23 protein-coding genes are annotated in these 22706 nt (G+C 66.0%); 17 read left to right on the top strand and 6 right to left on the bottom strand.

Features of this window, described 5'->3' with window-relative positions:
• Positions 1–5 precede the first annotated feature (5 nt).
• The 11 genes from G020_RS0109975 (at position 6) to G020_RS0109925 (ending at position 12013) form a co-directional block, all read left to right on the top strand.
• Positions 6–1274, top strand: coding sequence for a type II and III secretion system protein family protein (locus G020_RS0109975; RefSeq protein ID WP_231363061.1), 1269 nt, complete (start codon positions 6–8; stop codon positions 1272–1274).
• On the top strand, positions 1274–2488 hold the full coding sequence (locus G020_RS0109970) for a pilus assembly protein CpaE (protein ID WP_024329502.1): 1215 nt from the start codon (positions 1274–1276) through the stop codon (positions 2486–2488). The genes G020_RS0109975 and G020_RS0109970 overlap by 1 nt, the downstream gene beginning before the upstream one ends.
• Positions 2485–3732 (top strand): CpaF family protein, encoded by a 1248-nt coding sequence (locus G020_RS0109965; RefSeq protein ID WP_024329501.1) that lies wholly within the window; start codon positions 2485–2487, stop codon positions 3730–3732. The genes G020_RS0109970 and G020_RS0109965 overlap by 4 nt, the downstream gene beginning before the upstream one ends.
• Before the next feature lie 39 nt (positions 3733–3771).
• A complete protein-coding gene (locus G020_RS0109960; protein ID WP_024329500.1) occupies positions 3772–4665 on the top strand; it encodes a type II secretion system F family protein in 894 nt (297 codons plus the stop codon).
• A gap of 10 nt (positions 4666–4675) precedes the next feature.
• Positions 4676–5620: a type II secretion system F family protein gene (locus G020_RS0109955; RefSeq protein WP_024329499.1), complete on the top strand. Its 945-nt coding sequence runs from the start codon at positions 4676–4678 to the stop codon at positions 5618–5620.
• 151 nt (positions 5621–5771) lie between these two features.
• Positions 5772–6398 (top strand): hypothetical protein, encoded by a 627-nt coding sequence (locus G020_RS0109950; RefSeq protein ID WP_024329498.1) that lies wholly within the window; start codon positions 5772–5774, stop codon positions 6396–6398.
• Positions 6398–6706 carry a DUF3613 domain-containing protein gene (locus G020_RS0109945; protein ID WP_024329497.1) on the top strand — a complete coding sequence of 103 codons (309 nt, stop codon included), beginning with the start codon at positions 6398–6400 and terminating at the stop codon, positions 6704–6706. The genes G020_RS0109950 and G020_RS0109945 overlap by 1 nt, the downstream gene beginning before the upstream one ends.
• Before the next feature lie 17 nt (positions 6707–6723).
• Entirely contained in the window at positions 6724–8586 is a 1863-nt protein-coding gene (locus G020_RS0109940) for a TadG family pilus assembly protein (protein ID WP_255349527.1), read from the top strand.
• Positions 8587–8616: 30 nt separating this feature from the next.
• Positions 8617–9084, top strand: a complete 468-nt coding sequence (locus G020_RS0109935) for a TadE/TadG family type IV pilus assembly protein (RefSeq protein WP_043689170.1) — start codon at positions 8617–8619, stop codon at positions 9082–9084.
• A gap of 13 nt (positions 9085–9097) precedes the next feature.
• Entirely contained in the window at positions 9098–9520 is a 423-nt protein-coding gene (locus G020_RS0109930; protein WP_024329494.1) for a response regulator, read from the top strand.
• 87 nt (positions 9521–9607) lie between these two features.
• Entirely contained in the window at positions 9608–12013 is a 2406-nt protein-coding gene (locus G020_RS0109925) for an ATP-binding protein (protein ID WP_024329493.1), read from the top strand.
• A gap of 14 nt (positions 12014–12027) precedes the next feature.
• Here G020_RS0109925 and G020_RS0109920 read toward each other — a convergent pair whose 3' ends face one another.
• The 3 genes from G020_RS0109920 to G020_RS0109910 all read right to left on the bottom strand — a co-directional run bounded on the left by G020_RS0109920 (position 12028) and on the right by G020_RS0109910 (position 14110).
• Positions 12028–12801, bottom strand: coding sequence for a response regulator transcription factor (locus G020_RS0109920; RefSeq protein WP_024329492.1), 774 nt, complete (start codon positions 12799–12801; stop codon positions 12028–12030).
• A 94-nt stretch (positions 12802–12895) separates the two neighbouring features.
• Positions 12896–13060 carry a hypothetical protein gene (locus tag G020_RS15385; RefSeq protein ID WP_196800314.1) on the bottom strand — a complete coding sequence of 55 codons (165 nt, stop codon included), beginning with the start codon at positions 13058–13060 and terminating at the stop codon, positions 12896–12898.
• A gap of 3 nt (positions 13061–13063) precedes the next feature.
• Positions 13064–14110 carry a folate-binding protein YgfZ gene (locus G020_RS0109910; RefSeq protein ID WP_024329491.1) on the bottom strand — a complete coding sequence of 349 codons (1047 nt, stop codon included), beginning with the start codon at positions 14108–14110 and terminating at the stop codon, positions 13064–13066.
• A gap of 111 nt (positions 14111–14221) precedes the next feature.
• Between G020_RS0109910 and sdhC the strand changes: the two genes are divergently transcribed.
• From sdhC to G020_RS0109880, 6 genes are read left to right on the top strand one after another with little or no spacing between them, the layout of a single operon-like run.
• Complete coding sequence (sdhC, locus tag G020_RS0109905) at positions 14222–14605, top strand: succinate dehydrogenase, cytochrome b556 subunit (protein WP_024329490.1); 384 nt, start codon at positions 14222–14224, stop codon at positions 14603–14605.
• On the top strand, positions 14602–14940 hold the full coding sequence (sdhD, locus tag G020_RS0109900) for a succinate dehydrogenase, hydrophobic membrane anchor protein (protein ID WP_024329489.1): 339 nt from the start codon (positions 14602–14604) through the stop codon (positions 14938–14940). The genes sdhC and sdhD overlap by 4 nt, the downstream gene beginning before the upstream one ends.
• Positions 14937–16712, top strand: coding sequence for a succinate dehydrogenase flavoprotein subunit (gene sdhA, locus G020_RS0109895; RefSeq protein ID WP_024329488.1), 1776 nt, complete (start codon positions 14937–14939; stop codon positions 16710–16712). The genes sdhD and sdhA overlap by 4 nt, the downstream gene beginning before the upstream one ends.
• Entirely contained in the window at positions 16712–17413 is a 702-nt protein-coding gene (locus tag G020_RS0109890; RefSeq protein ID WP_018945634.1) for a succinate dehydrogenase iron-sulfur subunit, read from the top strand. Before sdhA ends, G020_RS0109890 begins: the two co-directional genes overlap by 1 nt.
• Positions 17413–17667 (top strand): succinate dehydrogenase assembly factor 2, encoded by a 255-nt coding sequence (locus tag G020_RS0109885; protein WP_024329487.1) that lies wholly within the window; start codon positions 17413–17415, stop codon positions 17665–17667. Before G020_RS0109890 ends, G020_RS0109885 begins: the two co-directional genes overlap by 1 nt.
• Positions 17621–18586 carry a NifU family protein gene (locus tag G020_RS0109880; protein WP_024329486.1) on the top strand — a complete coding sequence of 322 codons (966 nt, stop codon included), beginning with the start codon at positions 17621–17623 and terminating at the stop codon, positions 18584–18586. Before G020_RS0109885 ends, G020_RS0109880 begins: the two co-directional genes overlap by 47 nt.
• 36 nt (positions 18587–18622) lie before the next feature.
• Here the strand turns inward: G020_RS0109880 and G020_RS0109875 are convergent, their stop codons facing one another.
• The 3 genes from G020_RS0109875 to G020_RS0109865 are packed head-to-tail and all read right to left on the bottom strand — an operon-like array spanning position 18623 to position 22610.
• Positions 18623–20692 (bottom strand): DUF3488 and transglutaminase-like domain-containing protein, encoded by a 2070-nt coding sequence (locus G020_RS0109875; RefSeq protein ID WP_024329485.1) that lies wholly within the window; start codon positions 20690–20692, stop codon positions 18623–18625.
• Positions 20689–21714 carry a DUF58 domain-containing protein gene (locus G020_RS0109870; RefSeq protein ID WP_024329484.1) on the bottom strand — a complete coding sequence of 342 codons (1026 nt, stop codon included), beginning with the start codon at positions 21712–21714 and terminating at the stop codon, positions 20689–20691. Before G020_RS0109870 ends, G020_RS0109875 begins: the two co-directional genes overlap by 4 nt.
• On the bottom strand, positions 21696–22610 hold the full coding sequence (locus G020_RS0109865) for a MoxR family ATPase (RefSeq protein WP_024329483.1): 915 nt from the start codon (positions 22608–22610) through the stop codon (positions 21696–21698). Before G020_RS0109865 ends, G020_RS0109870 begins: the two co-directional genes overlap by 19 nt.
• Positions 22611–22706: the final 96 nt, after the last annotated feature.

The raw sequence follows: 22706 nt of genomic DNA, 5'->3' as shown, positions 1-22706 counted from the left end.
ACGCAATGACAGGGAAGCCGGCCGGCGCGCCCGGGCCCCGGCGCATGATGAAGCTGGTGGCGGTGGCTGCGCTGGCGTGGGCGGTGGCGGCGCCGGCAACAGCGGGTTGTGATCGCGTTAACGAGATCATGCCGCACATGCAGCATATGGATGAAGGCACCCAGAAAAGGATTGAGTTTCCTACGCGGATCGAGAGAGTCGCAGTCGGCGACGACGCGGTGGCGGACGTGGCCGCAGTGAATGGCAACGAAGTCCTGGTGACGGGGGTGGGGAGCGGCCTGACATCGCTGTACGTCTGGACGTCCTGCAACCCTGATCCGGAACGTTCGCTGGTGACGGTATCCGCCGGTGAGGCGCTGAAAGTTCACGAGCGTGAACATAGCCGCGAGGAGGTGGCGGATCTCCCGATGCAGGTGCAGGCGGATATCCGGCTGGTGGAAGTCAGCCGTTCCAAGCTGCGGGAACTCGGGGCTTCGTTCCTGGGCCGCCGGGGTTCTTCGAACTTCCTGTTCGGTACCCCGGGGGTCGTGGATGGTCGTGGCGTGCCCGGCGGGATTGCCGGGGCCTCATCGGGCATCCCCGGGTCGGAAGATGGGTTCAATATCTTTTATGGCGGAGGCGGGGACCGTTTCCTCTCGCTGATCAACGCGCTGGAATCCAGCGATTTCGCTTACACCCTCGCCGAACCCAGTCTGGTCGCTCTGAGCGGGCAGAACGCGACGTTCCACGCCGGTGGCGAGTTCCCGGTTCCCGTCCCGACGTCGGGGTCCGATTCGGTGAACGTGCAGTTCAAGGAGTTCGGCGTTCGGGTCTCGTTGACACCGACGGTGATCGACGAGAACCAGGTTACGCTCAAGGTGGCCCCGGAGGTGAGCGAGCTGGATCAGTCGTCGGGTGTGCAGATCGAGGGGACCATGGTGCCCGGTATCCGGGTTCGGCGAACGGATACGACGGTCTCCCTGGGGGACGGCGAGAGTTTCGTGATTTCGGGGCTGGTGAGCAGCAGTACCGCGTCGCAGGTGGATCGCCTGCCGGGACTGGGAGAGATTCCGGTGCTCGGGGCCTTTTTCCGCAACTCAATGGTGGAAGAGGATGATCGAGAACTGCTGATGATCGTGACCCCGCATCTGGTGCAGCCGATGTCGCGAGACGCGGATCTTCCGGATCTCCCGGGGGAGGCGTATCGGGAGTATTCGCCGAATGCGGCGGAGCAGTTCTTCCTGGAGGATGGCAGCTTCGATCGTCTCCGGAGCGACAGCGGAGAGGCCCGGTGATGACGGAAGAACCGAGACTGGATGCGCCTTCCCGTTTCGTGGCGAGTCTGCTGGGTGGCCGCGAGCTGGAGTGGCTGAAAATGAGTCTGGGTGACCTCGGCGCAGTTGTTCCGGCCGAATCGGATCAGCTCGACGAGGTGCTGGGGCTGCTGGACCTCGGCGATGCCCGGGTGATGTTCGTCGGGGTGACGGCGGGTGACCTGAATCGTGCCTCGGCCCTGATTGAGGGGATCACGGCCGCGCGGCCGATGCTGACCGTCATCGCGGTCGGTGACGGTAATGCACGCGACGAGCTGCTGGCCGCGATGCGTGCCGGTGCACGTGACTTTCTCGCGGTCGGGACCCGGGCGAGCGAGGTACGGGCACTGGTGCGCCGGGCACTCGATCGTGTTCCGGTCCAGCAGGATGATCGCGATGATCGGGGCGTGGTGTGGGCGGTCATGAACGCCCGCCCCGATTTGTCGAATGCCTTCATTGCTTCCCATCTGGCGGTTGGTCTGCGGCACGAGAAACCGTCCTCGCGGGTGCTGCTCCTGGATCTGGGCGTGCCGTCCGGTGATTGCCTGACGCTCCTCGGTCTGGAGTCGTCTTTCACCTTTTTTGATGCGATGCGCAACCTCCGGCGCCTCGACCAGACGTTGCTGGAGAGCGCGTTGCCGTCCGACTGCTCGGGGGTCCACGTGCTGTCCATCCCGGAAGACGGCGATGGGGAAGAAGAGGTTTCCACCGCCGAGTTGTATCTGCTGCTGGGCACCCTGAAGCGTCATTACTCGCATGTGGTCGTGAATCTGGGGGGGCTTCCGCAGGGCGCCTTCCTCCATGTGATGCTGAATAATGCCGATGAGGTGCTGCAGCTGGTGGACCAGAGCGTGCCCAGTTTCCGACAGAACGTGAAACGCCTGGATCAGATGCGCACGGCCGGGACGCAGATCCGCTCGTTGCGCGTGGTGGTTGACCGTGTTCAGTCACGGCTGGCCCCTGATGCGGATACGGTTGCTGAACGGATCGGGGCGCCGTTGTTGGCAACGCTCCCGGGGAATGGTCTGCAGCGGATGCGGGCGATCAATCTGGGCAAGAGTCTGTTCGAGATGGCGCCGCGGGACAGCCTGGTTGCGGGCATCCGGACGCTGATCCGCCGTCTGGATGCCCACCAGGGTGACCGCCCCGGGGGGGTCCGCGAGTGGCTGCGCGGCATGACCAGGAGGAACGGATGAAGATAGGGGGGGCCCGCGGAGGGGTAGCGGTACGCGACCAGGGGGACGAGCAGGATCTCAAGCTGAATCTACATCGGTACCTGGTCGAGTCCATCGAGGAAGATGAGGTGGAACTCTCGTCATGGGTGCGAGGTGCAGTCCTGGAATACGTACGGGAGAAGGTTGCTCAGTACGTCGCCGGGCATCAGCTGCCGCTGACCCAGATGGATCTCGACCGACTGGCCGAAGATCTGGTGGACGAACTGACCGGGCTGGGGCCGCTTCAGGCGCTGCTGTCTGATCCCTCGGTGTCGGAAATCCTGGTCAACGGTGCCCAGCACATCGTGGTGGAACGTGAAGGACGTCTGGAGGAGACGGATCGGCGATTCATTGATGACGCCCATGTGCGCCGGGTAATCGAACGCATTCTCGCTCCGCTGGGTCGCCGGCTGGATGAAGCGAGCCCGATGGTGGACGGGCGGTTGCCGGATGGCAGCCGGGTTAACGCGGTTATCCCGCCGGTCGCCATGGACGGGCCCTCCATTTCCATTCGCAAATTCAAGGCAGACCCTCTTCAGGGAAGGGACCTGGTCGTCTACGGCACGCTCAACGAGGAACTGCTGTCCTTCCTCCGCAACGCCGTCGAGCGGCGAGCCAACATCCTGGTGAGCGGCGGTACCAGCACCGGCAAGACGACCCTTCTGAACGTACTGAGTGGATTCATCGGCGACTCGGAGCGCGTCGTCACCATTGAGGATACGGGGGAGCTTCAGCTGGGCCACCGCCATGTCGTTCGTCTGGAAACCCGTCCTCCGAACGTCGAGGGTTTCGGCGAAGTAACGGCGCGCGATCTGGTGAAGAACGCCCTGCGCATGCGTCCTGATCGTATCGTGCTGGGTGAGGTCCGCGGCGACGAGGTGATGGACATGATGCAGGCGATGAATACCGGCCACGACGGCTCCATGTCCACGATTCATGCCAACAGCGCCAGTGATGCATTGCTGCGCATGGAAGCCCTGTTCGGCATGGCCGGTCGCCAGATCCAGGAGGCGACCGTGAGGCAGATGATCGGTGCGGCCGTCGACGTGATCGTTCAGCTGGTGCGGTTGCCGAATGGACGTCGCTGCATCAGCGAGGTCGCGGAGGTGGTGTCGGTGCGTGACGGTCATTACGTCACCAACGTGCTGTTCGAGCTGGACCGTGCCCACGACCGGATCGTGCACCGGGAAGGTGCGCCGGCGTCCGGCAAGCTGCGGAGAAACTGAAGGGATGGCCCCGGGAGCGCCAGGCCAGGGGAGGGGGCGATGATGGAACCTCAGGGATACCTGTTTCTGGGAGCGGCGGTGGCGATGCTTGCCGTGGGTGTGCTGGTGCTGCGTGCGGGCTGGACCCGGGTAGACAACGCGGCAATCGATGAACGCCTGAGGACTGCGGGGAGCGGGGCCAACGGCGATCCGACGCGTCGTCGGTCCGGGCTGGAACGGCTGTGGCTGCGGGCCGGAATGGGTGAAAGCCGCCTTCCTGCCGCCGCGCTCGCGGCGCTGTGGCTGCTCGTGATCCTGACGGGCAGCGTGCTGGGAGGCTGGCCGGGTCTGCTGGGCGGAATTGTCGCGGGGCTGGGGATGAATTACGCCGTGCTGACCTGGTCGGCCCGGCGGCGACGGGAATTCCTCCAGCAGCAGCTTCCCGGATTTGCCGAACACGTGGTGCGGAGTCTGCGGGCCGGCCGGACGCTCCCGGCTGCAGTGACGGGCGCGGCGGCGGAGATGCGTGCCCCGCTGGGGGAGGTTCTGGCGCGGGTCGTGCGGGAGGTCGATCTGGGCGTGAGTCTGGGCGAGGCGATGGAGAGTGTCGCCGAGGACTATGATCTGCGTCCGCTGAGGCTGTTGGCCCTGGGGGTCCAGTTCAACATGCGTTACGGCGGCAGTGCCGTGGAACTGATGGAGCAGGTGGTGCGCATGCTCCGGCAGCAGGAGCAGGCGCGCCGTGAATTGCGTGCGCTTACGGGCGAGACGCGGGTGAGCGCGCTGGTCTTGGCGGTGCTGCCGATCGGACTGGCGGGCTATACGGTCTCCATGAATCCTGACTACTACGCTGCAATGCTCGAAAGCACCGCCGGTACCGCGGTCCTCGCGGGAGCGATCGTCTGGCAGGCACTGGGCGTCCTGATCCTTTGGCGCATGCTGCGAAGTCTTTGAGGGGTATGTGATGACGCTCGGCATGTGGTTGCTACTGATGGCGGTCCTGCTGCTTCTGGGCGGCGGTGTCATGACGGCATGGCTCTGGTGGCAGGGGAGCGGGGAGCGCGACGCCATCACCGCGCGCCTGGAAGGAACAACGGGGGCGGAAGCGGTGAACTACGGCTCGGCCGCTGGGGTGGAACGCCCGGAAAGGACCCGTACACGCCCGTCGGCTGCGGGGCTGGTCGCAAGATTGCGGGGCTCGGACCCGGAGCTGGCGCGGCTTCTGCGGCGTGCAGGTCTGATCCGGCCGGCGAAGCGGCGGACCACCGCATTTATGGTCCAGTTCGCTCCGATCGTCCTGGTGGCTGTTCTGTTTTTGCTGCTGGCCGCCACCGGGGATGGCCTTGAGGGCGGCGACCTTCTGGTGCTCGGGGCCGGTGGACTGGCGGCACTGATGTTGCCCCGGCGGGTGATTGCGGCGGTGGCGAACGAGCGCGGACGGCGGATCGGCGATCAGGTCAACGTAATGGTTCAGCTTCTGCGGATGCTGTTTGATTCCGGACAGTCGGCAGACGGGGCCCTGCGCGTGGTGGCGACGGAGAGCCGCGCGTTGATCCCGGATCTTGCGGCGGAGCTTGACGTGGTCCTGCAGAAGGTTGGCACCGGGGTCTCGCTGGCGCAGGCCCTCGGTGACATGGCAGAGGGACTGGAAGTCGCGGAGCTGGATGATGCGGTCCTGATCCTGAAACAGCTGGTGGAACAGGGCGGGGATGTGAAGGCACCGCTGCAGCGGCTGTCGCAACTGATCGAAGACCGTCAGCGGACCCGGGTGCAGGAGCGGGTGAACAAGATGTCGGCGCGCATGAGCGTGGTGATGATGCTGTTTCTGTTCCCGGCCCTGCTCGCGGTGCTGGCGGCGCCAGGATTCATTGGCCTGATCGACGCACTGGGGGGAGTCGGTGATGGATAGAACGCGACATCGGATTGCAGGTTTATTGGCGGTGATCGTGACGTCCTTGCTGCTGCATGGCTGTGCGGCGCTGCCCACGGGCGGTGGCGATGGAGCTGAGCAGCATACTGCTGCGTTGGACTGTGCCTCCGATCTGGGGACCGAAACGCGTATGGCGATGCAGATGGCCGAGGAGCAGGCGATGGAGGGCCGCTGGTATGCGGCCCTGGCCGAACTTGATGCCCTGGGCACGCAGCACGACGAGGTGGTTCTAGCCCGTGGCCAGATACTGAGTCGTATTGGCCACGAGGATGCACGGGATGCCTTCAGGCAGGTGAAGAATGATCCTTGCCACCGAGGGGCAGCCCATCATGGCCTGGGCATTCTGTCCCTGAGGGAGGCGGATTATGCAGCGGCGGAGGAGCACCTGCGCGAGGCGCGGATGGCGCTGCCCAACGTCTCGCAGGTGCGGAATGATTACGGGTTCGTGCTGATGTTGCTGGGAAAAGACCACGATGCCGAGTTCGAGCTAAGGACCGCCCTGGAACTGGATGACGGGCGCTCGAGAGCACTGGAGAACCTCATGCTCCTGTACCTGAGTCGGGGCGAGACTCGGCCGCTGGATGACCTGGTCCGCGAACACGGGGCGGACGCGGAGATGGTGTCCCGCCTGAACGATCGCGTCGATCGGCTCGAGGCCACTCGTCTCGAGGCACAGGGCGAGATCATCCTGGGGCAGCCTCTGGATGGCACGGCCGACGAGTTTGAACTCGGAATCCCGAACGAAGGAGTGGAGTGATGAAGGCATTGAGCGTGTTTTCGGTGGTGAGCGGCGGACTGTTCCTCGTGATGGGGATGATGGCCGGGCCTGTTACGGCCGGGACTGAGGTCGGTTCACGGGCAGTGGCGGATGCCGGGGTTGATTCATCCCCGTCGGCCGGGACCCGCGACTGGCTGTCCATGCAGCGCGGCGGCGAGCAGGCTTCCGGCCATGTTCAGGGACTGTCGGAAGCGGCACGGACCCGGGCACTGCGGCGTTATCTGGACAGCTTCAGCCACCCCATTCCGCCGCATTACATCGATCGGGATTCGTTCAGCGCGGATTGAGCCGCGTCGGGGGCCATATGTTCACGTTGCGCTCGGGAAGCGGCATCCGCCGGCGAGGAACATCGCGGCATCAGGGCGGTGCCATTGGACTGATGGCGGCGCTGGTGCTGTTGCTGGTCATGCTCACCATGGCGCTCGCGATCGATGCGGGGCGCCTTTACATGGAACAGCGCAGCCTGCAGCGGATTGCGGACATGGCGGCCCTGGAGACTGCCCGTCACCACACTGGCTGCCAGGCCACGTCGGTGGATGCGGCTGAGCGTGCGCAGCGGAGCGCGGAGCGCAACGGTTTTTCCGGGGACCTGAGGGCCGATGACGGACAGGTGCAGCTGGGGGCGCTCGAAGTTGTGGACGGACTTCGGGTATTCGAGCTCGGCAGTGGCGACCCGGATGAGGTGCCGGAGGCCGTGCGTGTGGTGGCGACGGAGGAGGTGCCCTCCAGCGTCGTGCTGGGGGGGCTGCTGGGCGGGACGACCGCCCTGTCGGCCGAGGCCGTGGCACAGCGCCAGAACATGGCCGGAATCTCCGCGGGTTCCTGGGCGGCACGGATCTCCGCTGAAGATTCGGTCCTGCTGAATCTGCTCTTAAACGAACTGCTGGGCAGCGATCTCGATCTCGATGCGGTGGCCTACCGGGGGCTGGCCGATACGTCGATCACCCTGCTGCAGCTTGCCGACGACCTCAGGGTCGCGGGCGTGGATCTGGCGGTCGGGACGGTCGACGAACTGCTGACCACCAGCGTGTCGGTCCTGGAGCTGGTCGAGGCGTCGATCTCGGCGGTGGACCGGCAGGACGTGGCGGATGTGGACCTCTCGGTACTGGAACAGCAACTGCTCGGCCTGAGAGTCGATGAGCTCGAGCTGGAGCTCGGGGACTTGCTTCACGTAGAAGCGCCCTCAGACCCGGAGGCTGCCCTGGATGCCGAGCTCAACGTGCTGGAGCTCATCTTGATGTCGGCCCTGACGGCCACCGGGGAGGACGCCCTCAACCTGGAACTTGAACTGCCGGTGGATGTGCCCGGACTGGCCGTGGTCGACACGGGGGTGTCGATTGAGCTGGTCGAACCGCCGCAGATGGCGATCGGGCCACCGGGTGTCGTGCCCGGGAGTTCGGCCGGCGATGCCCCTGCCGACCGGTGGCGGACGCATCTGGAGACGGCTCAGGCGAGAATTCAGGTGGACCTGGGGCTGGGCATTCTGGGCGGACTGGAGGATGGCGAAGGGCTGAATCACGATATCGAACTGGATCTGGGACTGGCGGTTCAGGCCGCTCAGGGCGAAGCGTGGCTCGAAGGGGTCTCGTGCCCGGATGGAAACGGGGATGGAACCCGCGTGGATGTAGGGGCTCTGCCCGGACTCGCCAGCGTGCACATCGGACGGTTCGCCAGCAGCGATTCGGACGAACTGGAACCCTCCCGGCTGAAGATCCTCGGATTGGCCGAGGTGGATCTTCAGGCGGAGGTCCCCGTCGGGTCGAGCGGACCCGAGACCCTGGAATTCCTGGTGACCGATCGGTCCGAACTGCCCACGGAGCCGCTATCCACGTCGTCCGGCGTGGGGGATTCACTGGGGCACGCGGTGGAGACCCTGGGTGAAGAGCTAATTCTCGAAGTCCGTGTCCTCCCCACGTTTGAAGGGGAAGTGTGCGACGGGCTTCTCGGGGGGCTGTTATGCGGGGTCGCGGATCTGGTCAACGAGGTCCTGGCGGTTGTGGTAACCCCGATCCTGCGCGCCCTGCTGGCGGACGTCGTGGCGCCACTGCTCAACGTGGTGGGCGAAATTCTCATCGACCCGCTCCTGGATATTCTGGGCGTGAAGGTTGGCGGAATGGATGTCCAGGTGGTGGAGTTGCGTGAAGGTGGCGTTGATCTGGTGCGGTGACGCTCATCGCGCCGCGGATGGAGAGACCGGATGGAATCGAACAAGGCGTTTGCGAGGATGCGTCATGGACGCCGCAGGTCGCGTCAGGGCGGGGCGGTGGCGATCGAATTCGCGCTGACTTTCGTGATTTTCTTCGCGGTGTTTTACGCGATTGTGTCTTATTCCTTTCCCCTCTTGCTCATGCAGAACATGCACACCGCCGCTGCGGAAGGCGCACGGGTTGCCATCCAGATTGATCCGGCGGCGGATGATGCAGTGGAGCGGATGGAGGCGCTGGCGGCCGAGCATGCCGAGCGCATCATGGAAGACGCCCGGATGCTGGCGCTGTTTCCGGGGGATTTCGAGATCACGGCAGACATGGATGAGGACGTGCTGGAAGTGACGATTGCCTATGACTATGCGCAGGCGCCCTTGCTGGTGCCCATCGAACTGCCGGGGATCGGCCCTGTGCCCAGAATGCCGGGGGATTTACGCGCGCAGGCTTCGATTGACATGTAGGCAGGAGGGGACGATGGACGATTTGAAAAAGGTGTTGCTCGTGGATGATGACGCGGATATCCATGAGGAGTTGCGGGAGGCCCTGGAGGCCGGTGGTTATCAGGTGTGGCACGAGGCGAACGGTGCGGGGGCGCGGAGTGTTCTCGGAAAGCACCCGGGAATCCGCATCATCCTTCTGGATCTGCGACTGCCGGGCGAGGACGGCATGGCAATCCTGGAGTCGATTCGGCGTGACTTCGGCGACGCTCATGCGGTGATCATGGTGACAGGGCACGGCAGCAAGGACACGGCAATCACGGCGCTGAGGCAGGGCGTAACGGATTTTCTGGAGAAACCGGTGGATCCCGATTCGCTGTTTTCCGCGCTGGAGCGCGCGGAAAGGCTGCTAATGGAAAAAGACTTGCAGGTGCATTCCGCGGATGGTTGTGACGGGTAAGCGTGCGTGCCGGACTGGTTTTGCGATCGGATGGCGATGACAGGGGCATAAGCGGCCTGTGCCGGACCGGCCGGGCAGGAGAACAGCATGCTGATGGACGCAGAGTCTGTTGAAGGAGTACGGCAATACGGAGAAGACCCTCGGAACGCGATTGATGCGTTGATCCGCTCGATGATGGTGACGCCGCTCGTTCGGCAGGCGGAAGGGCGTTATCTGGATCGGGTACTGGCGGATCTGGGGCGGATGATGGCCGCGGACCGGGCCCTGCTTGTGGTACGAGAGGAACAGGGCCGGGGGGGTGGGCGGATTGAACGAAGCTGGATGCTTCATGAAGGCATGGTTGCGCCGACGGGAGCGGATGAACCCCGGCGTCTTCTGGAGTGCGCCGCCGTACGCGGCGAGATCGAACATGGTCGTGTGGTTTTTCTGGAAGGTTCGCGCGGAGACTGTGCCGGCAGGGTGCTTGTACGCCGTGGTGTACGGTCGCTGGTTCTGCTTCCATTACTGGCCGGCGGAAGGGAATGGGGGGCCGTGCTGGTAGAGTCGCTGTCGGATCGGGCGGACTGGGCTACGTGGTCGTCAGGTCTGGCCCCGGTTGCCGCCATGCTGGGCGGAATTCTTGCGGCGCGTCAGGAAACTGTGCGGGTTTCGCTCACGGAGAGCCATGCGGATGCGGTTGAAAGGGTCGAAGGGATGGGGTCGTGGACTTTTGACCCCGAGGCCCGGCGACTCTGGCTTTCATCGGAGGCCCGTCGGTTGGCTGCCGATCCCGAAGGCCCGGATCTGGCCGAGGCGTTTGGCGTGATCGCCGAAGATCGAAGCCGCCTGAAGGCCTGGGTCGAGTCGCTGTGCGGGTCAGCGGGAATGGCGCCGGCCGAACTGACTGTCAGGGCTGCGGGAGGCGGTCAAGGGTCCTCCCTGCGTTTGCGTTTCCGTGGAGTATGTGCCCTTGGTGATGGCTCCGGCCATGTGCGGAGGGGAACGGTTACGGATGTCAGTGCACGTGACGAAGGAGACCGGCGTCACCAGGAAACGAGTGAGCTGTTCGCGGCATTGCTGGAGTCGGCCCCGGTCCTGGTGTATCTGGGCCATCTGGGGGCCGGAGGATTGCGCATAACGCATGCGAGTGCCTCGTTGTGGAGCATTACTGGCAGTCAGGATCCGTCCTGTCTGGAAACCGCCAGCCTTGCGTCCAGGACTCACCCCAACGATCTTTCCGTGGTGCGTGAGCGGTTGGAAAAGCTGGAGTCGGAAGGTCGTTTCGAGGGGGCGTATCGGCTGAGGAATGCGGACGGCAATTACTCCTGGGTTTATGAGGAAATCCGCCGTACGGGCTTCGGGACGGACAGTCGTTTGGTGGGGATCCTTCTGGATATTACTGAGCGAAAATCGTTCGAGGCCAACGTTTATGCGAGTGAGCGTCGCTACCGGGCTATCGTGGAGGATGTCCCCGTATTTATCGTGCGGTTCGGCGCAGATCTGAAGCTGAATTTCGCCAATACGGCATTCCTGGATGCATTCGGTTTTGACCACCAGCAAGGCCCGGAGGGCCATTCGTGGCCAGAGTTTCTCGGTGAAGACGAAATCCGACAGCTGGGGACGCGTCTCGCCGGACTGAGCCCCTCAAGCCCTACGGTGGATCATGAAATGGAGATGGTCCTTCCGGGACTCGGGGTTCGGTCGGTAGTGTGGTCCGAACGCGGATTTTTCGACGATCGGGGCGATCTCGTCGAGGTGCAGGCCGTAGGACGAGACAACACGGAGATTCGGGAGGCGCGTGAGAAGCTGATTCATGCCGCCAAGATGGCGACGCTCGGAGAAATGGCCACCGGTGCGGCGCACGAAATCAACCAGCCCCTCAATGTCATACGCATGGCTGCCCACAATGCCCGGCGGCTTCTGGACAGCGGGGAGGAGAACCCGGAGCTGTTGCTGGCCAAGATCGACCGAATCGAAGGGCAGGTATCGCGGGCCGCGAGTATCATCGACCAGATGCGGATGTTCGGACGGCGCAGCGACCGGACCCCGGTTCTTTTTTCTGTGCGGGAGGCGGTTGATAACGCATTGGTCCTGGTACGGGAGCAGTTTGGAAACAATGGCATTGATCTGCGGCTCGATACGGAGATCGAGGGGTCGGATAACGTCCTAGGTCACCGTGATCAGCTGGAACAGGTATTGATGAACCTGATGGTCAATGCACGAGATGCCATCGTGTCTTCTGGAAGTGAGTCCGGACACTCGATCCGGATCCGACTGGTAAGCACGGATGATGGCGGGACTATCTTGCTGGAGGTTTCGGATACGGGGGGAGGCGTCGACGAAGGGGTTCAGGAGAGGATGTTTGAGCCGTTCTTCACAACCAAGGAGGTCGGGAAAGGGACCGGTCTGGGGTTGTCCATCAGTTTCGGAATCATTCAGGAAATGGGGGGGCGGATAACGGTGACCAATCAGGAAAGGGGTGCCTGTTTCCGTATCGAGTTGCCCGCCGGATAGAAGCGGGCGACGTATCAGGAGAGGGGGTGGCGGGTTGCGGCAAGCGCGAGCTGGGTGCGGTTCGATAGGCCCAATGTGTGCAGGATTTGTGATACGTACAACTTGACGGTGTTCTCGGTAATGCCAAGCTCGTAGGCAATCTGATAGTTACTGTAGGCATTGGCAACCAGCGCCACAACTTCCCGCTGGCGGGCGGTCAGCTTGTCAAACTCGGGCCGATCGAGGTTCACATTGGATTCGGGGCCGGATCCGCTCTCGGGGGTGTGAGTCGGGAGCCCCAGCTGGTTTCTCAATGTTGCGAGGTCGTTGGAAACACTGGCAATGGCGTGGTCGAGAGAATCCAGCTGAGGAGAAATCCGGGCCGAGCGGGTTTCGTCGCGCCGCTTCTGAACCCGATCCTCAAGTTGCTGGATGGACGCGGATACGGCCCGAAGGTCCAGCGGCTTCTGAAAATAATCGCGTACGCCGTCTCGCAGGGCCCGGATTGCGGTGTCGTGAGAACCATGACCGGTAATGACGGCCGTCTCGAAAATCCGATCGCCTTCGTGCTGATCCAGGAGCCATTCAATGAACTGGAATCCGTCCTCGGTAGGCATTTTGATGTCCGTCAGGACGATACCAATCGATGGATCCTCGCTGAATTTGCTGCGAGCGTCCCGAGCACTGAAAGCAGGCTCACAGGAGTAGCCGTCGGCCTCCAGGCTTTCCTGAATTTCTTCGACGATGTCGGGTTCATCGTCGACGATCAGAATTCGAACCGCGGAAACCTGAGGCGTGGTGGCCGACATCGGCGGGACTCCTGTCTCAATATGTTCGCAAGTATGCCAAGGTGATTGGAACTGGGAAAGGTGTGTCGGTTACTTCAATCCTTTAGGAGCGTAGTTATATCACCCCGTCGAGTCGGAGGTAGCCGATCAGGAACAGGATCGCCAGCACCCCGGCCAGGGCGTACAGCCAGTTGGACAGGGTCGGATTGTCGGGGCGGCTGAAGAACGCCGCCCACAGCGCCAGCAGGATCAGGACGAAGAAAAAGAACAGAAAGCGCATGCGTCAGGCCCCTTCGGGAACGTCGTAGGGGAGGTCGCACAGCGTCACCGGCGCGCCGTCCGGGGAGCCGCAGCGCAGTTCGGCCTCGGCCGCGTCCACCTTGAGCACCGCCAGCGCGGAATACTGGCCGTCGGGGTGCAGTTCGACGGCGACCAGTTCGCCATCGGCCTGGTCGGGTTTGCCATCGGCGCGAAACACCGGCATGCCCGGTGTCGGGGGTTCGCCATCCTGGATCGCGAGGCGGAACATGCGCCGCTTGAGCTTGCCGAGGTAGTGCATGCGCGCGACCACCTCCTGCCCCGGATAACAGCCCTTGTCGAAGCTGATCGCGCCCAGGGCGTGCAGGTTGAGCATCTGCGGCACGAACATCTCGGTGGTGGCCTCGACCACGCTCGGGATCCCGGCGAGGATGTCCAGCAGCTGCCATTCGTGCGGGCCCACCGGGGCGCCGCGCACATTGAGGGCGTCCCACAGCCGGCGCATCGCGTCGAAGCCGCCGAACAGTTCGAAACGCGGGTGCACGCCCTGCACGCGCAGCGCCGTCACCCCGTCCTTTTCCACGACCTCGTGGATCTCCGCGGGACAGGCGCCCAGGGCGTCCTGCAGCTCCTTCTCGGCATCCGGACCGGACAGGCCGAAGCGGATGCGGCTGTCGCCGGCCTGCTCGATGATCACGTCGGAGCGCAGGACGAACATCTGCAGTCGTTTGGCGACCGGCTCCACGCGATCCGCCGGCATCTCCAGCAGATAGCCGTCCTGAGTGCGCAGGACACGGAACACCGCATAGGTGCGGCCCTTGGGGCTGGCGTAACTGGACAGCTGGGCGTGGCGCGCGTCCACCTGCCGGATATCATTGCCGAACTGGCCCTGGAGGAATTCGGTGGCATCGGCACCGCGGATCTCCAGCAGCCCGCGATGGGAAAGGTCGCAGATGACATCGCCGTTGACGGCCATCTGCCGTTCACGCTCCGGGTTGCCGTAGTGGACGAGCTCGTCGCCCTCGAATTCGGCACCGGAATCGACAAGGTGTTTCTTCCAGTCTTCGCGCATTACGCATCTCCTGTAGCCGCGGGGGCGGCATTTCCCTGGCGGCCCGATAGTAGACGAACGCCGTGTCGGGTGTCAGGATCCCTTATGTCGCCCATCCGAGCGAGAGGTCGCATGCCCCGGTCACCGGTTCGTCCCGTTTTCCTCGATCTGCGCAGAATCCGGTTTCCGCTGAATGCCGTGGTCTCGATTCTGCACCGCGTGACCGGCGTGCTGCTGATTCTCGCGATCCCCGTGCTGTTGTGGCTGCTGCAGCTCTCGCTGTCCGGACCCGAGGGTTTTGCCCGCGTGGCCGGCTGGGTCGGTCACCCGCTGGGCTTGCTGGTGCTGCTGGGTGTCCTGTGGTGGCTGCTGCATCACCTGTTCGCCGGCATCCGTTATCTGGCGATGGAATTCGGGATCGGCGAGGACCGCGAGGGGTCGCTGCGCACTGCGCGCCAGGCCCTGATCGCGGGGGTCGTCGCCACCCTGATCGTCTGGGGAGGACTGTGGCTGTGAGACTCCTGAGCGGACAGCGGGCCTGGCTGCTGCAGCGGATCACGGCCGTGTACCTGGGCGTGTTCACCGTGCTGATGCTGGGTTATTTCGTCTTTTTCCCGCCGGCCGATCATGCCCTCTGGATCGCCTTCGTCGGGCATCCGGTGGTCGGGCTGCTGACTGCACTGGGCGTGCTGGCCCTGCTGCTGCACGCCTGGATCGGCCTGCGCGACGTGATCATGGACTACGTCCATCCCTTCGGCATCCGCCTGACGGTGCTGACCCTGTCGGCCACCGGCCTGCTGGTCCTTGGCCTGTGGGCCTTCGCAATCCTGTTCAAGGCATGGCTCTCATGAACGTGACCCGGCGCAAGTTCGACGCCCTCATCATCGGGGCCGGCGGGGCCGGCTTGCGGGCGGCCCTGCAGCTGTCCAACGCCGAGGCCAAGGTGGCCGTGGTGTCCAAGGTGTTCCCCACGCGCTCGCACACGGTGGCGGCCCAGGGCGGGGTGAACGCCGCGCTGGCCAACGTGCTGCCCGATTCCTGGCACTGGCACATGTTCGACACGGTGAAGGGTTCCGACTACCTGGGCGACCAGGACGCGATCGAATACATGTGCCGCGCCGCCTCCAGGGTGGTCTACGAGCTGGACCACTTCGGCGTGCCGTTCTCGCGCCTGGACAACGGCAACATCTACCAGCGTGCGTTCGGCGGGCAGAGCCAGAACTTCGGCCAGGACCAGGCCGCGCGCACCTGTGCCGCCGCCGACCGCACCGGCCACGCGATCCTGCACTCGCTGTACCAGCAGAACCTGCGCGCACGCACGCATTTCTTCGACGAATATTTCGCGGTGGACCTGCTGCGCGATGCCGAGGGGCACGTGCTGGGGGTGCTGGCGTTCGAGATCCTCAGTGGCGAGCCGATCGTGATCGAGGCCAAGACCACGCTGATCGCCACCGGCGGGGCGGGGCAGCTGTTCCGCACCACCACTAACGCGCTGATCAACACCGGCGACGGCATGGCGATGGCCCTGCGCGCGGGGATCCCGCTGGAGGACATGGAATTCGTGCAGTTCCATCCCACCGGGATCGCCGGGCGCGGGATGCTGATCACCGAGGGCGCGCGCGGCGAGGGCGGTTACCTGATCAATTCCGACGGCGAGCGCTTCATGGAGCGCTATGCGCCGAACGCGAAGGACCTGGCCTCGCGCGACGTGGTCTCGCGCGCGATTGCCACCGAGGTGCGCGAGGGCCGCGGCTGCGGGCGCAACGCCGATCACGTATTCCTCGACCTGCGCCATCTGGGAGCGGACACCATCATGCAGCGCCTGCCGGGGATCCGCGAGGCCAGCCAGACCTTTCTCAACGTGGATCCGATCGAGGCGCCGATCCCGGTGTTCCCGACCTGTCACTACAGCATGGGCGGGATCCCCACCAACCGCGACGGGCAGGTGGTCGCGCCGGTCAAGGACTCGCCCGAGGACCCGGTGCCGGGGCTGTATGCCGCGGGCGAGGCCGCCTGCGTGTCGGTCCACGGGGCGAACCGGCTGGGTGGGAACTCGCTGCTGGACATCCTGGTGTTCGGCCGCGCCGCGGCCAATCACATCCTCGAATACCTCGAGGAGAACCGCTATCACCGTCCGCTGGACGAATCCGCGGTGGAGGCGGCCATGGCCCGGCTCGCCCGCTGGGATCGGCGCGATTCGGGCACCGGCGAAACCGAGTCGGTGGACGGGCTCAAGCGCGAACTGCGCAAGGTGATGGAGGACCACTGTTCGGTGTTCCGCACCGACGAGGTGATGCGCGAGGGTGTGGAGAAGGTACGGGAGCTGCGCCGGCGCCTGGACCACGCGGTGATCCATGACCACACCCCCACCTTCAACACCGCGCGGGTGGAGGCGATGGAGCTGGAGAACCTGATGGACTGCGCGATCGCCACCATCCGCTCCGCGCTGGGGCGCGAGGAGAGCCGGGGCGCGCATTCGCGCATCGATTTCCCCGAGCGCGACGACCGGCAGTGGCTTCGGCACAGCCTGTATTCGCTGGAGGACGACAGCCTCGACTACAAGCCGGTGCGGACCCGGCCGAATACCGTGGCCTCGTTCCCGCCGAAGGAGCGCACCTACTGATGGAATTCTCGATCTACCGCTTCAACCCGGAGACCGACACGCTACCGAAGATGCAGCGTTTCACCCTGCCCGACGAGCAGGTGGAGCCGGGGATGATGCTGCTGGATGCCCTGCTGCTGCTGAAGGAGCAGGACGACTCGCTGGGTTTCCGGCGTTCCTGTCAGCACGGGGTCTGCGGCTCCGACGGCATGAGCATCAACGGCACCAACGGACTGGCCTGCGTGACGCCGCTGGAGGAGCTCGACACCCCGGTGACCCTGCGCCCGTTCCCGGGGATGCCGGTGATCCGCGACCTGATCGTGGACATGACCAATTTCTGGGACCAGTACCGGGCCGCCGAGCCCTGGCTGGTGAACGACAGCCCGGAGCCCGAGGTAGAGCGCAAGCAGGACCCGGCCGACCGCGACGAGCTGGACGGTCTCTACGAATGCATCCTGTGCGGCTGCTGTTCGGCGGCCTGCCCGTCGTACTGGTGGAACCCGGACAAGTTCCTCGGCCCCGCCGCGCTGCTGCAGGCGGCGCGCTTCATCAAGGACACCCGCGACGAGGCGACCGAGCACCGGCTGGAGCGGCTGGACGATGCCTGGAAGCTGTACCGCTGTCACACCATCATGAACTGCACCCAGGTCTGCCCCAAGGGCCTGAACCCGGCGAAGGCGATCAGCGACATCCGCCGCACCATGCTGAAGAGGTCACTGTGATGGAACCCGACAGCCGCACTCGCTGGCGCTGCCGTCGCGGGATGCTGGAGAACGACTGGCTGCTAGGGGAGTTTCTCGCGCAGGGATATGCGCAACTGGACCAGGAGGGTCGTGATGCCTTCGAACGGCTGCTGGATTATCCCGACAACGTGCTCTACGAGGTGGTCATGGGCCGCCAGACCACCGCGGATGCCGGGATAGCCCGGCTTGCCCCGCTCATCCGCGCCGCCGCTGCGGCTGCGCCTGCACCCTGACCCGCGGCTCGCGCGGCGGATTCTCGCCGGTCAGGTGCTGCTGAGCACCGCGGTCGTGTTGTACGCGCTGGTCTACGGCGTGTGGTGGACATGGCCGGCGGCGGGCGTCCTGGTGGCGGCCGCGTTCGGCTGGTCCCGGCGTGGCCGTCAGCCGGACTTCGACTGGCTGGGCTGCACCGCGTACGGGCGCTGGTGGCTGGCCACCGCCGAGGGCCTGCGCCAGGAACGCATCCACGATATCGAGATCCTGCCGGACACCCGGGTGTTCGCGACCCGTGTGGTGCTGCGCTATCACCCCGCTGGAGGGGGGCGCCCGGGGACCCTGTGGCTGTACCCGGGGCGGGTGGATGCGGACGACCTGCGCCGGTTGCGCATGCGCCTGCGCTGGCCCGCGCCGGGTCCGGCGGAAGCCGGGGAGCCGGTGAGGCCTCGCGACGTGATCGCGCGCGGCGTTGCTATACTGGCCGCACTGCGAGCTAGCGGAGGCCGGATCATGGCGGGAGATCAAACGCGTCCCGACAACGCACAGGTCATGGTGGACGTGTCGCACCTGCTGAAGGACGACCCGGATCACGTCTACAGCGAGGAAGAGCTGGACGCGATCGAGGAGCTCGATCCGGAGCTGGCACTGCGCCTGGACCGGGCCCAGACCCATGCGGCGCGGGAACAGGCCGACGTGCCGGCCGACGGTCCCATCGACGAGGACGCGGTGCGCGAGGCCATCGAGGAGGCGCGGCGCATCATGATGCAGGATGGCGGCGACATCGAGTTCGTCGAGCTGGACGGGCGCACCGTGCGCGTGCGCCTGAAGGGGGCCTGCGTCGGCTGCCCGCGTTCCACCCTGGATCTCAAGAACGTGGTCGAACGCCTGGTGCGCTCGCGGGCGCCGGGCGTGGCCTCGGTGGCCAATACCTTCTGAGCCCGCTGACCCTCCGCTCCTGACCCGGAGCCCCGCTCAAAGCCGGGTGTCGGCAGGCGTTTGCGCGTCCGAGTCCGTGTCCGTGGCCGGCCGCCGCCGCGGGATGCGGGCGAGGGTGGCCTTCAGGGCCTGGCGCTGTTCGTGTCGTCCCTGCCTGTCCAGCGGCGCGAAGCGCAGGGCGTTGTAGTGCCGGGCGAAGGCCTCCAGGGCTTCGCGGTCCTGCGGGCGCGCGGCCGCCACGCGCCGGACCCAGGCATCCACGCTCTCGTGCGGCTGGTGCGCCAGGCCCGCACCGCGCAGGCGCCGGGACAGCCGGTACAGGGCGCGCTGCGCCGGATCCCGGCGCTCGCGTCCGCGCAGCAGCAGCCACAGCGCGACCCCGGCGGCCAGGGTGCCGAAGCTGACCCCCAGCGCGATCAGCACGCTGCGCCAGTCGCGCGGGTCCAGGCCAAAGCGCTCGAACAGCCGCTGCTGACGCTCGGGGGTGAAGGCCAGCACCCAGGTCTCCCAGCGAAAGCCGATGAACTCCCGCCAGTCCTGCAGCTCGAAGCGCGCCTGCTGCAGCCAGGAGAGGCCCTCGCGGCGCAGGAAGTCCGGTGTCTGCTCGCCCTCGGAGGGTGACAGGCCCTGCAGGCCCTGCTCGATGCGCTCCGGCGCGATCGCCGCGGTGGGGTCGACCCGCCGCCAGCCCTCGCCGTCGATCCAGACCTCGTTCCAGGCATGGGCGTCGGCGTTGCGCAGGCGCAGATAGCCACCGCGTTCGCGCCACTCGCCTCCGTGATAGCCGGTGACCACCCGCGCGGGGATGCCCGCCGCCCGCATCAGCACCGCGAACGCCGAGGCGTAGTGTTCGCAGTAGCCGGCGTGGGTATCGAACAGGAACGCATCGGTGTGATCGCCCGTCGTCTGCGGTGGCTGCAGGGTGTAGCGGTAGGGTTCGCCGGAGAAACGCGCCAGGGCGGTTTCAATGATGGCGCGGGGGTCGTCGTGCGTGGCCGTCCAGAGCCCGGCCTGGGCGCGGGCCTGCGGCGCGGCGCTTGGGGGCAGTGCGAGCGCACGCTCGCGGGTCTCGGGATCCAGGGCGGGAGTGTCGGCGTCGCTGCCCGGGGGGCGCGTCAGGTCGGCGCTGGCGGTGTACTGGATGCGCCCGGTGATGCGCTGGTCGCGGATGACCTGATGGTTCGCGCGCAGCTCGGCATCGTCGGGCAGGCGGGCGGGATATTCCAGAACCGGCAGGTAGCGGGAACGCGTGGGTTCCAGCGTGACGGTGTAGTCGACGGTATCGCCCTCCACCGCGGGCCGTTCGATCGACGAATCTCCACGATCGGCCCGCCACTGGCGGCCGTCGAAGTCGGTCATCACCATGCTCCGCCAGTATTGTGCGCGGGTCGGCGGGATCTCGCCGTGGAATTCGACCCGGGCGGCGACGGTTTCGTCCTGCAGCAGTTCGGCGATGTCGCCGGGGTTCATCTGGTCGGACAGGCCGGTCTGCGCGGTGTCGTCCCGGTCCTCGCGATCGCCCCAGAGCGGCCCTTCGATGCGCGGGAAGACGATGAACAGGATGAGCATGAACGGCAGGGCGTGTACCAGCATGGTCCCGGCGCGGCGGGCCAGATAACCGGGCGTCAGCGGGCGGGCGGCGTGCAGCTGCACCAGGGCCGCGGTCAGCAGCAGCGCCCCCAGCAGCGACCACAGCCCGATCCAGAAAGCCTGGTCGAAGAAATACGTGGTGACGATGACGAAATAACCCAGAAACAGCGCAATGACCACGTCGCGTCGGCTGCGCGCCTCCAGCAGCTTGAGCGCGATCATCACCAGCAGCAGCGCGCTCCCGGCCTCCTGGCCGAACAGGGTGCCGTAATGTGCCAGGGTCATGGCGCCGGCACCTAGGGCGAGGAGGCTCATCACCCACAGCGAGGGCGCGCGGGTCCCGCGCCAGTGCACCCAGCCGCGCAGCAGCACGGCCAGGGCCATCAGCAGGGTCACCCAGGCCGGCTGGTACCAGGCGTGCGGCAGCGCGGCCACGGGCAGGGCGATCAGCGCGATGCCCAGCCCGCGCAGTTCCTCGCGCGGCGGGGCCGGGCGGGTGAGCCAGCCCTCCCTCATGCTCCGTCCTCCAGCGGCAGGGGTGCCGGGGCGGCGCGATAACGGGCCAGCGCCTGCAGGCAGTGGTCACGATGTTCCGGGCCCTGGCCGGGGTCGATGCGCTGGCCCGGCAGACGCAGGCCCCAGGCGCGCTCCTGCGCATGGGCCTCCAGCACCTGATGGCAGAGCATCGACAGGCGGGTCTCGGTGTCGCCGTGGGGCAGGGCGTCGTAGTCGAACCAGAGGTCGTCCTGTACCCCGCCGGGGCTTTCGCGCACATGCAGCTTGCCGCTGCGGGCATAGGCCTTCCAGATGATGCGGCCGGGCGGGTCGCCGGGGCGGTAGGGCCGGATGTGGTCGGGCGGTTCCTCGGATTGCCCGCGGGCGCCGGTGTCCTCGTCGCCGTCGCCGTGTCCGGCCAGGGCCCGGCCCGGGTCCACGGGCGACGGATAGACCAGGATCTCGGCGTCCAGATTGAGCCAGCTCCAGGCCTCCAGGACCCCCAGCGGGAAGCGCGTGTCCACGCGCTGGCGCGGCAGGCGGTAGACCCCGCGCGGCACGGCCGGCAGCACGATGCGGGCATCGCTCCGGCCACCCGCGGGGATGGCGACCGGTTCGGAAGCGTGTGCACCGACCCGCACGGTAATGGCTTCGCGTCCCCGGCCGTCGGTTTCATGGAGTCGCAGTTGCGCTTCGGGCGCGCTCCCGGCGAACACCGGGTCGATCGGCAGCGGGCGAATCTCCAGTCCCAGCAGGTTGCGATGGGTGTACCAGATGGCGTTGTGCCCGATCCCGGCCAGCAGGAAGGTCAGCAGGAACGCCATGTTGTTGGCGTAATTGATCGAGCCCAGCAGCATGATCAGGATAATCCCGAGCAGGGTGTAACCGGCGCGGGTGGGCAGGATGTAGATGCGGTCGCGGCCCAGCCGCGCATGCTCGCCGTCGTGCGCGTGGCGGCGGTTGATCCAGCGGATCGCGTCGTCGCGCAGGCGCTGCCAGGCGCCGCGCAGGCGTCGCCGGCGGTTCAGCGGCTGGGCACGCATTCCAGCAGGGCCTCCACGGTGCGGGCGGGATCCTGCGGCTCGCGGGCGCGTACGCGGTGGCCGGCCACCGCCGGCAGGACCCGGGCGATGTCGTCGGGGGTGATGTAGTCGCGCGTATCCAGGAACGCATGGGCACGTGCCGCGCGCAGCAGGCCCACGCCGGCACGCGGCGACAGGCCGTGGGCGAAGCGGGCGGTATCGCGGCTGGCACTCACCAGCTCCTGGAGATAGTCGAGCACCTTGGAATCGGCGTGCACGGCATCCACGGATGCCTGCCACTCGGCCAGCTGTTCCGGCGTGGCCATGGTGTCCGGGGCCGGGTGGCCGGTGTCCCCGCGGCGTTCCAGCAGGGCGCGCTCGGCCCTTGGGTCGGGGTAACCGAGTTCGATGCGCATCAGGAACCGGTCCAGCTGCGACTCCGGCAGCGGATGCGTGCCGACCTGCTCCTCGGGGTTCTGGGTGGCGATCACGAAGAACGGCTCGGGCAGGTCGCGGGTCGCCCCTTCCACGCTGGCCTGGCGTTCTTCCATGGCTTCCAGCAGGGCGCTCTGGGTCTTCGGCGGTGCGCGGTTGACCTCGTCGGCCAGCAGCACCTGGGTGAAGATTGGCCCGGGATGAAAGCGGAATTCGCCGCTTCCCTGTTCGAACACCGACACGCCGAGGACGTCGCCGGGGAGCAGGTCGCTGGTGAACTGGACCCGGCGGTAGTCCAGGTTCATCGCGCGCGCCAGTGCGTGCGCCAGCGTGGTCTTGCCCACGCCGGGCAGGTCCTCGATCAGCAGATGGCCGTTGGCCAGCAGGCAGGTGAGCGCCAGACGGATGGCGCGGGGCTTGCCGAGAAGGATCTGGTTGAGGGCCTGTTCTACCCGCTGCAGGGCGTCCGTTCCCGAAGACATGGCATTCTCGCGTTATGGGGGAGTTGCAGAAGAGTTTGTAGCGGCCGGATGGTTCCCCTGTATCTGCAGAGTGTCCCCCGCGCTCCGGCGCGGCTA

Source organism: Thioalkalivibrio sp. ALR17-21 (assembly GCF_000420185.1).
Taxonomy (GTDB): Bacteria; Pseudomonadota; Gammaproteobacteria; order Ectothiorhodospirales; family Ectothiorhodospiraceae; genus Thioalkalivibrio; species Thioalkalivibrio halophilus.
This window is presented reverse-complemented; position numbering and strand designations above follow the sequence as displayed.

Bases quoted from the DNA above. Each gene is read 5' to 3' on its own strand.
- G020_RS0109910 (WP_024329491.1), bottom strand. From the start codon at position 14,110: ATGCGCGAAGACTGGAAGAAACACCTTGTCGATTCCGGTGCCGAATTC.
- G020_RS0109960 (WP_024329500.1), top strand. From the start codon at position 3,772: ATGATGGAACCTCAGGGATACCTGTTTCTGGGAGCGGCGGTGGCGATG.
- G020_RS0109965 (WP_024329501.1), top strand. From the start codon at position 2,485: ATGAAGATAGGGGGGGCCCGCGGAGGGGTAGCGGTACGCGACCAGGGG.
- G020_RS0109950 (WP_024329498.1), top strand. From the start codon at position 5,772: ATGGCGATGCAGATGGCCGAGGAGCAGGCGATGGAGGGCCGCTGGTAT.
- G020_RS0109865 (WP_024329483.1), bottom strand. From the start codon at position 22,610: ATGTCTTCGGGAACGGACGCCCTGCAGCGGGTAGAACAGGCCCTCAAC.
- G020_RS0109875 (WP_024329485.1), bottom strand. From the start codon at position 20,692: ATGAGGGAGGGCTGGCTCACCCGCCCGGCCCCGCCGCGCGAGGAACTG.
- G020_RS0109925 (WP_024329493.1), top strand. From the start codon at position 9,608: ATGCTGATGGACGCAGAGTCTGTTGAAGGAGTACGGCAATACGGAGAA.
- G020_RS0109955 (WP_024329499.1), top strand. From the start codon at position 4,676: ATGACGCTCGGCATGTGGTTGCTACTGATGGCGGTCCTGCTGCTTCTG.
- G020_RS0109870 (WP_024329484.1), bottom strand. From the start codon at position 21,714: ATGCGTGCCCAGCCGCTGAACCGCCGGCGACGCCTGCGCGGCGCCTGG.
- G020_RS0109885 (WP_024329487.1), top strand. From the start codon at position 17,413: ATGGAACCCGACAGCCGCACTCGCTGGCGCTGCCGTCGCGGGATGCTG.
- sdhC (WP_024329490.1), top strand. From the start codon at position 14,222: ATGCCCCGGTCACCGGTTCGTCCCGTTTTCCTCGATCTGCGCAGAATC.
- G020_RS0109970 (WP_024329502.1), top strand. From the start codon at position 1,274: ATGACGGAAGAACCGAGACTGGATGCGCCTTCCCGTTTCGTGGCGAGT.
- G020_RS0109890 (WP_018945634.1), top strand. From the start codon at position 16,712: ATGGAATTCTCGATCTACCGCTTCAACCCGGAGACCGACACGCTACCG.
- G020_RS0109930 (WP_024329494.1), top strand. From the start codon at position 9,098: ATGGACGATTTGAAAAAGGTGTTGCTCGTGGATGATGACGCGGATATC.
- sdhA (WP_024329488.1), top strand. From the start codon at position 14,937: ATGAACGTGACCCGGCGCAAGTTCGACGCCCTCATCATCGGGGCCGGC.
- G020_RS0109920 (WP_024329492.1), bottom strand. From the start codon at position 12,801: ATGTCGGCCACCACGCCTCAGGTTTCCGCGGTTCGAATTCTGATCGTC.
- G020_RS0109945 (WP_024329497.1), top strand. From the start codon at position 6,398: ATGAAGGCATTGAGCGTGTTTTCGGTGGTGAGCGGCGGACTGTTCCTC.
- G020_RS0109975 (WP_231363061.1), top strand. From the start codon at position 6: ATGACAGGGAAGCCGGCCGGCGCGCCCGGGCCCCGGCGCATGATGAAG.
- G020_RS15385 (WP_196800314.1), bottom strand. From the start codon at position 13,060: ATGCGCTTTCTGTTCTTTTTCTTCGTCCTGATCCTGCTGGCGCTGTGG.
- G020_RS0109935 (WP_043689170.1), top strand. From the start codon at position 8,617: ATGGAATCGAACAAGGCGTTTGCGAGGATGCGTCATGGACGCCGCAGG.
- G020_RS0109940 (WP_255349527.1), top strand. From the start codon at position 6,724: ATGTTCACGTTGCGCTCGGGAAGCGGCATCCGCCGGCGAGGAACATCG.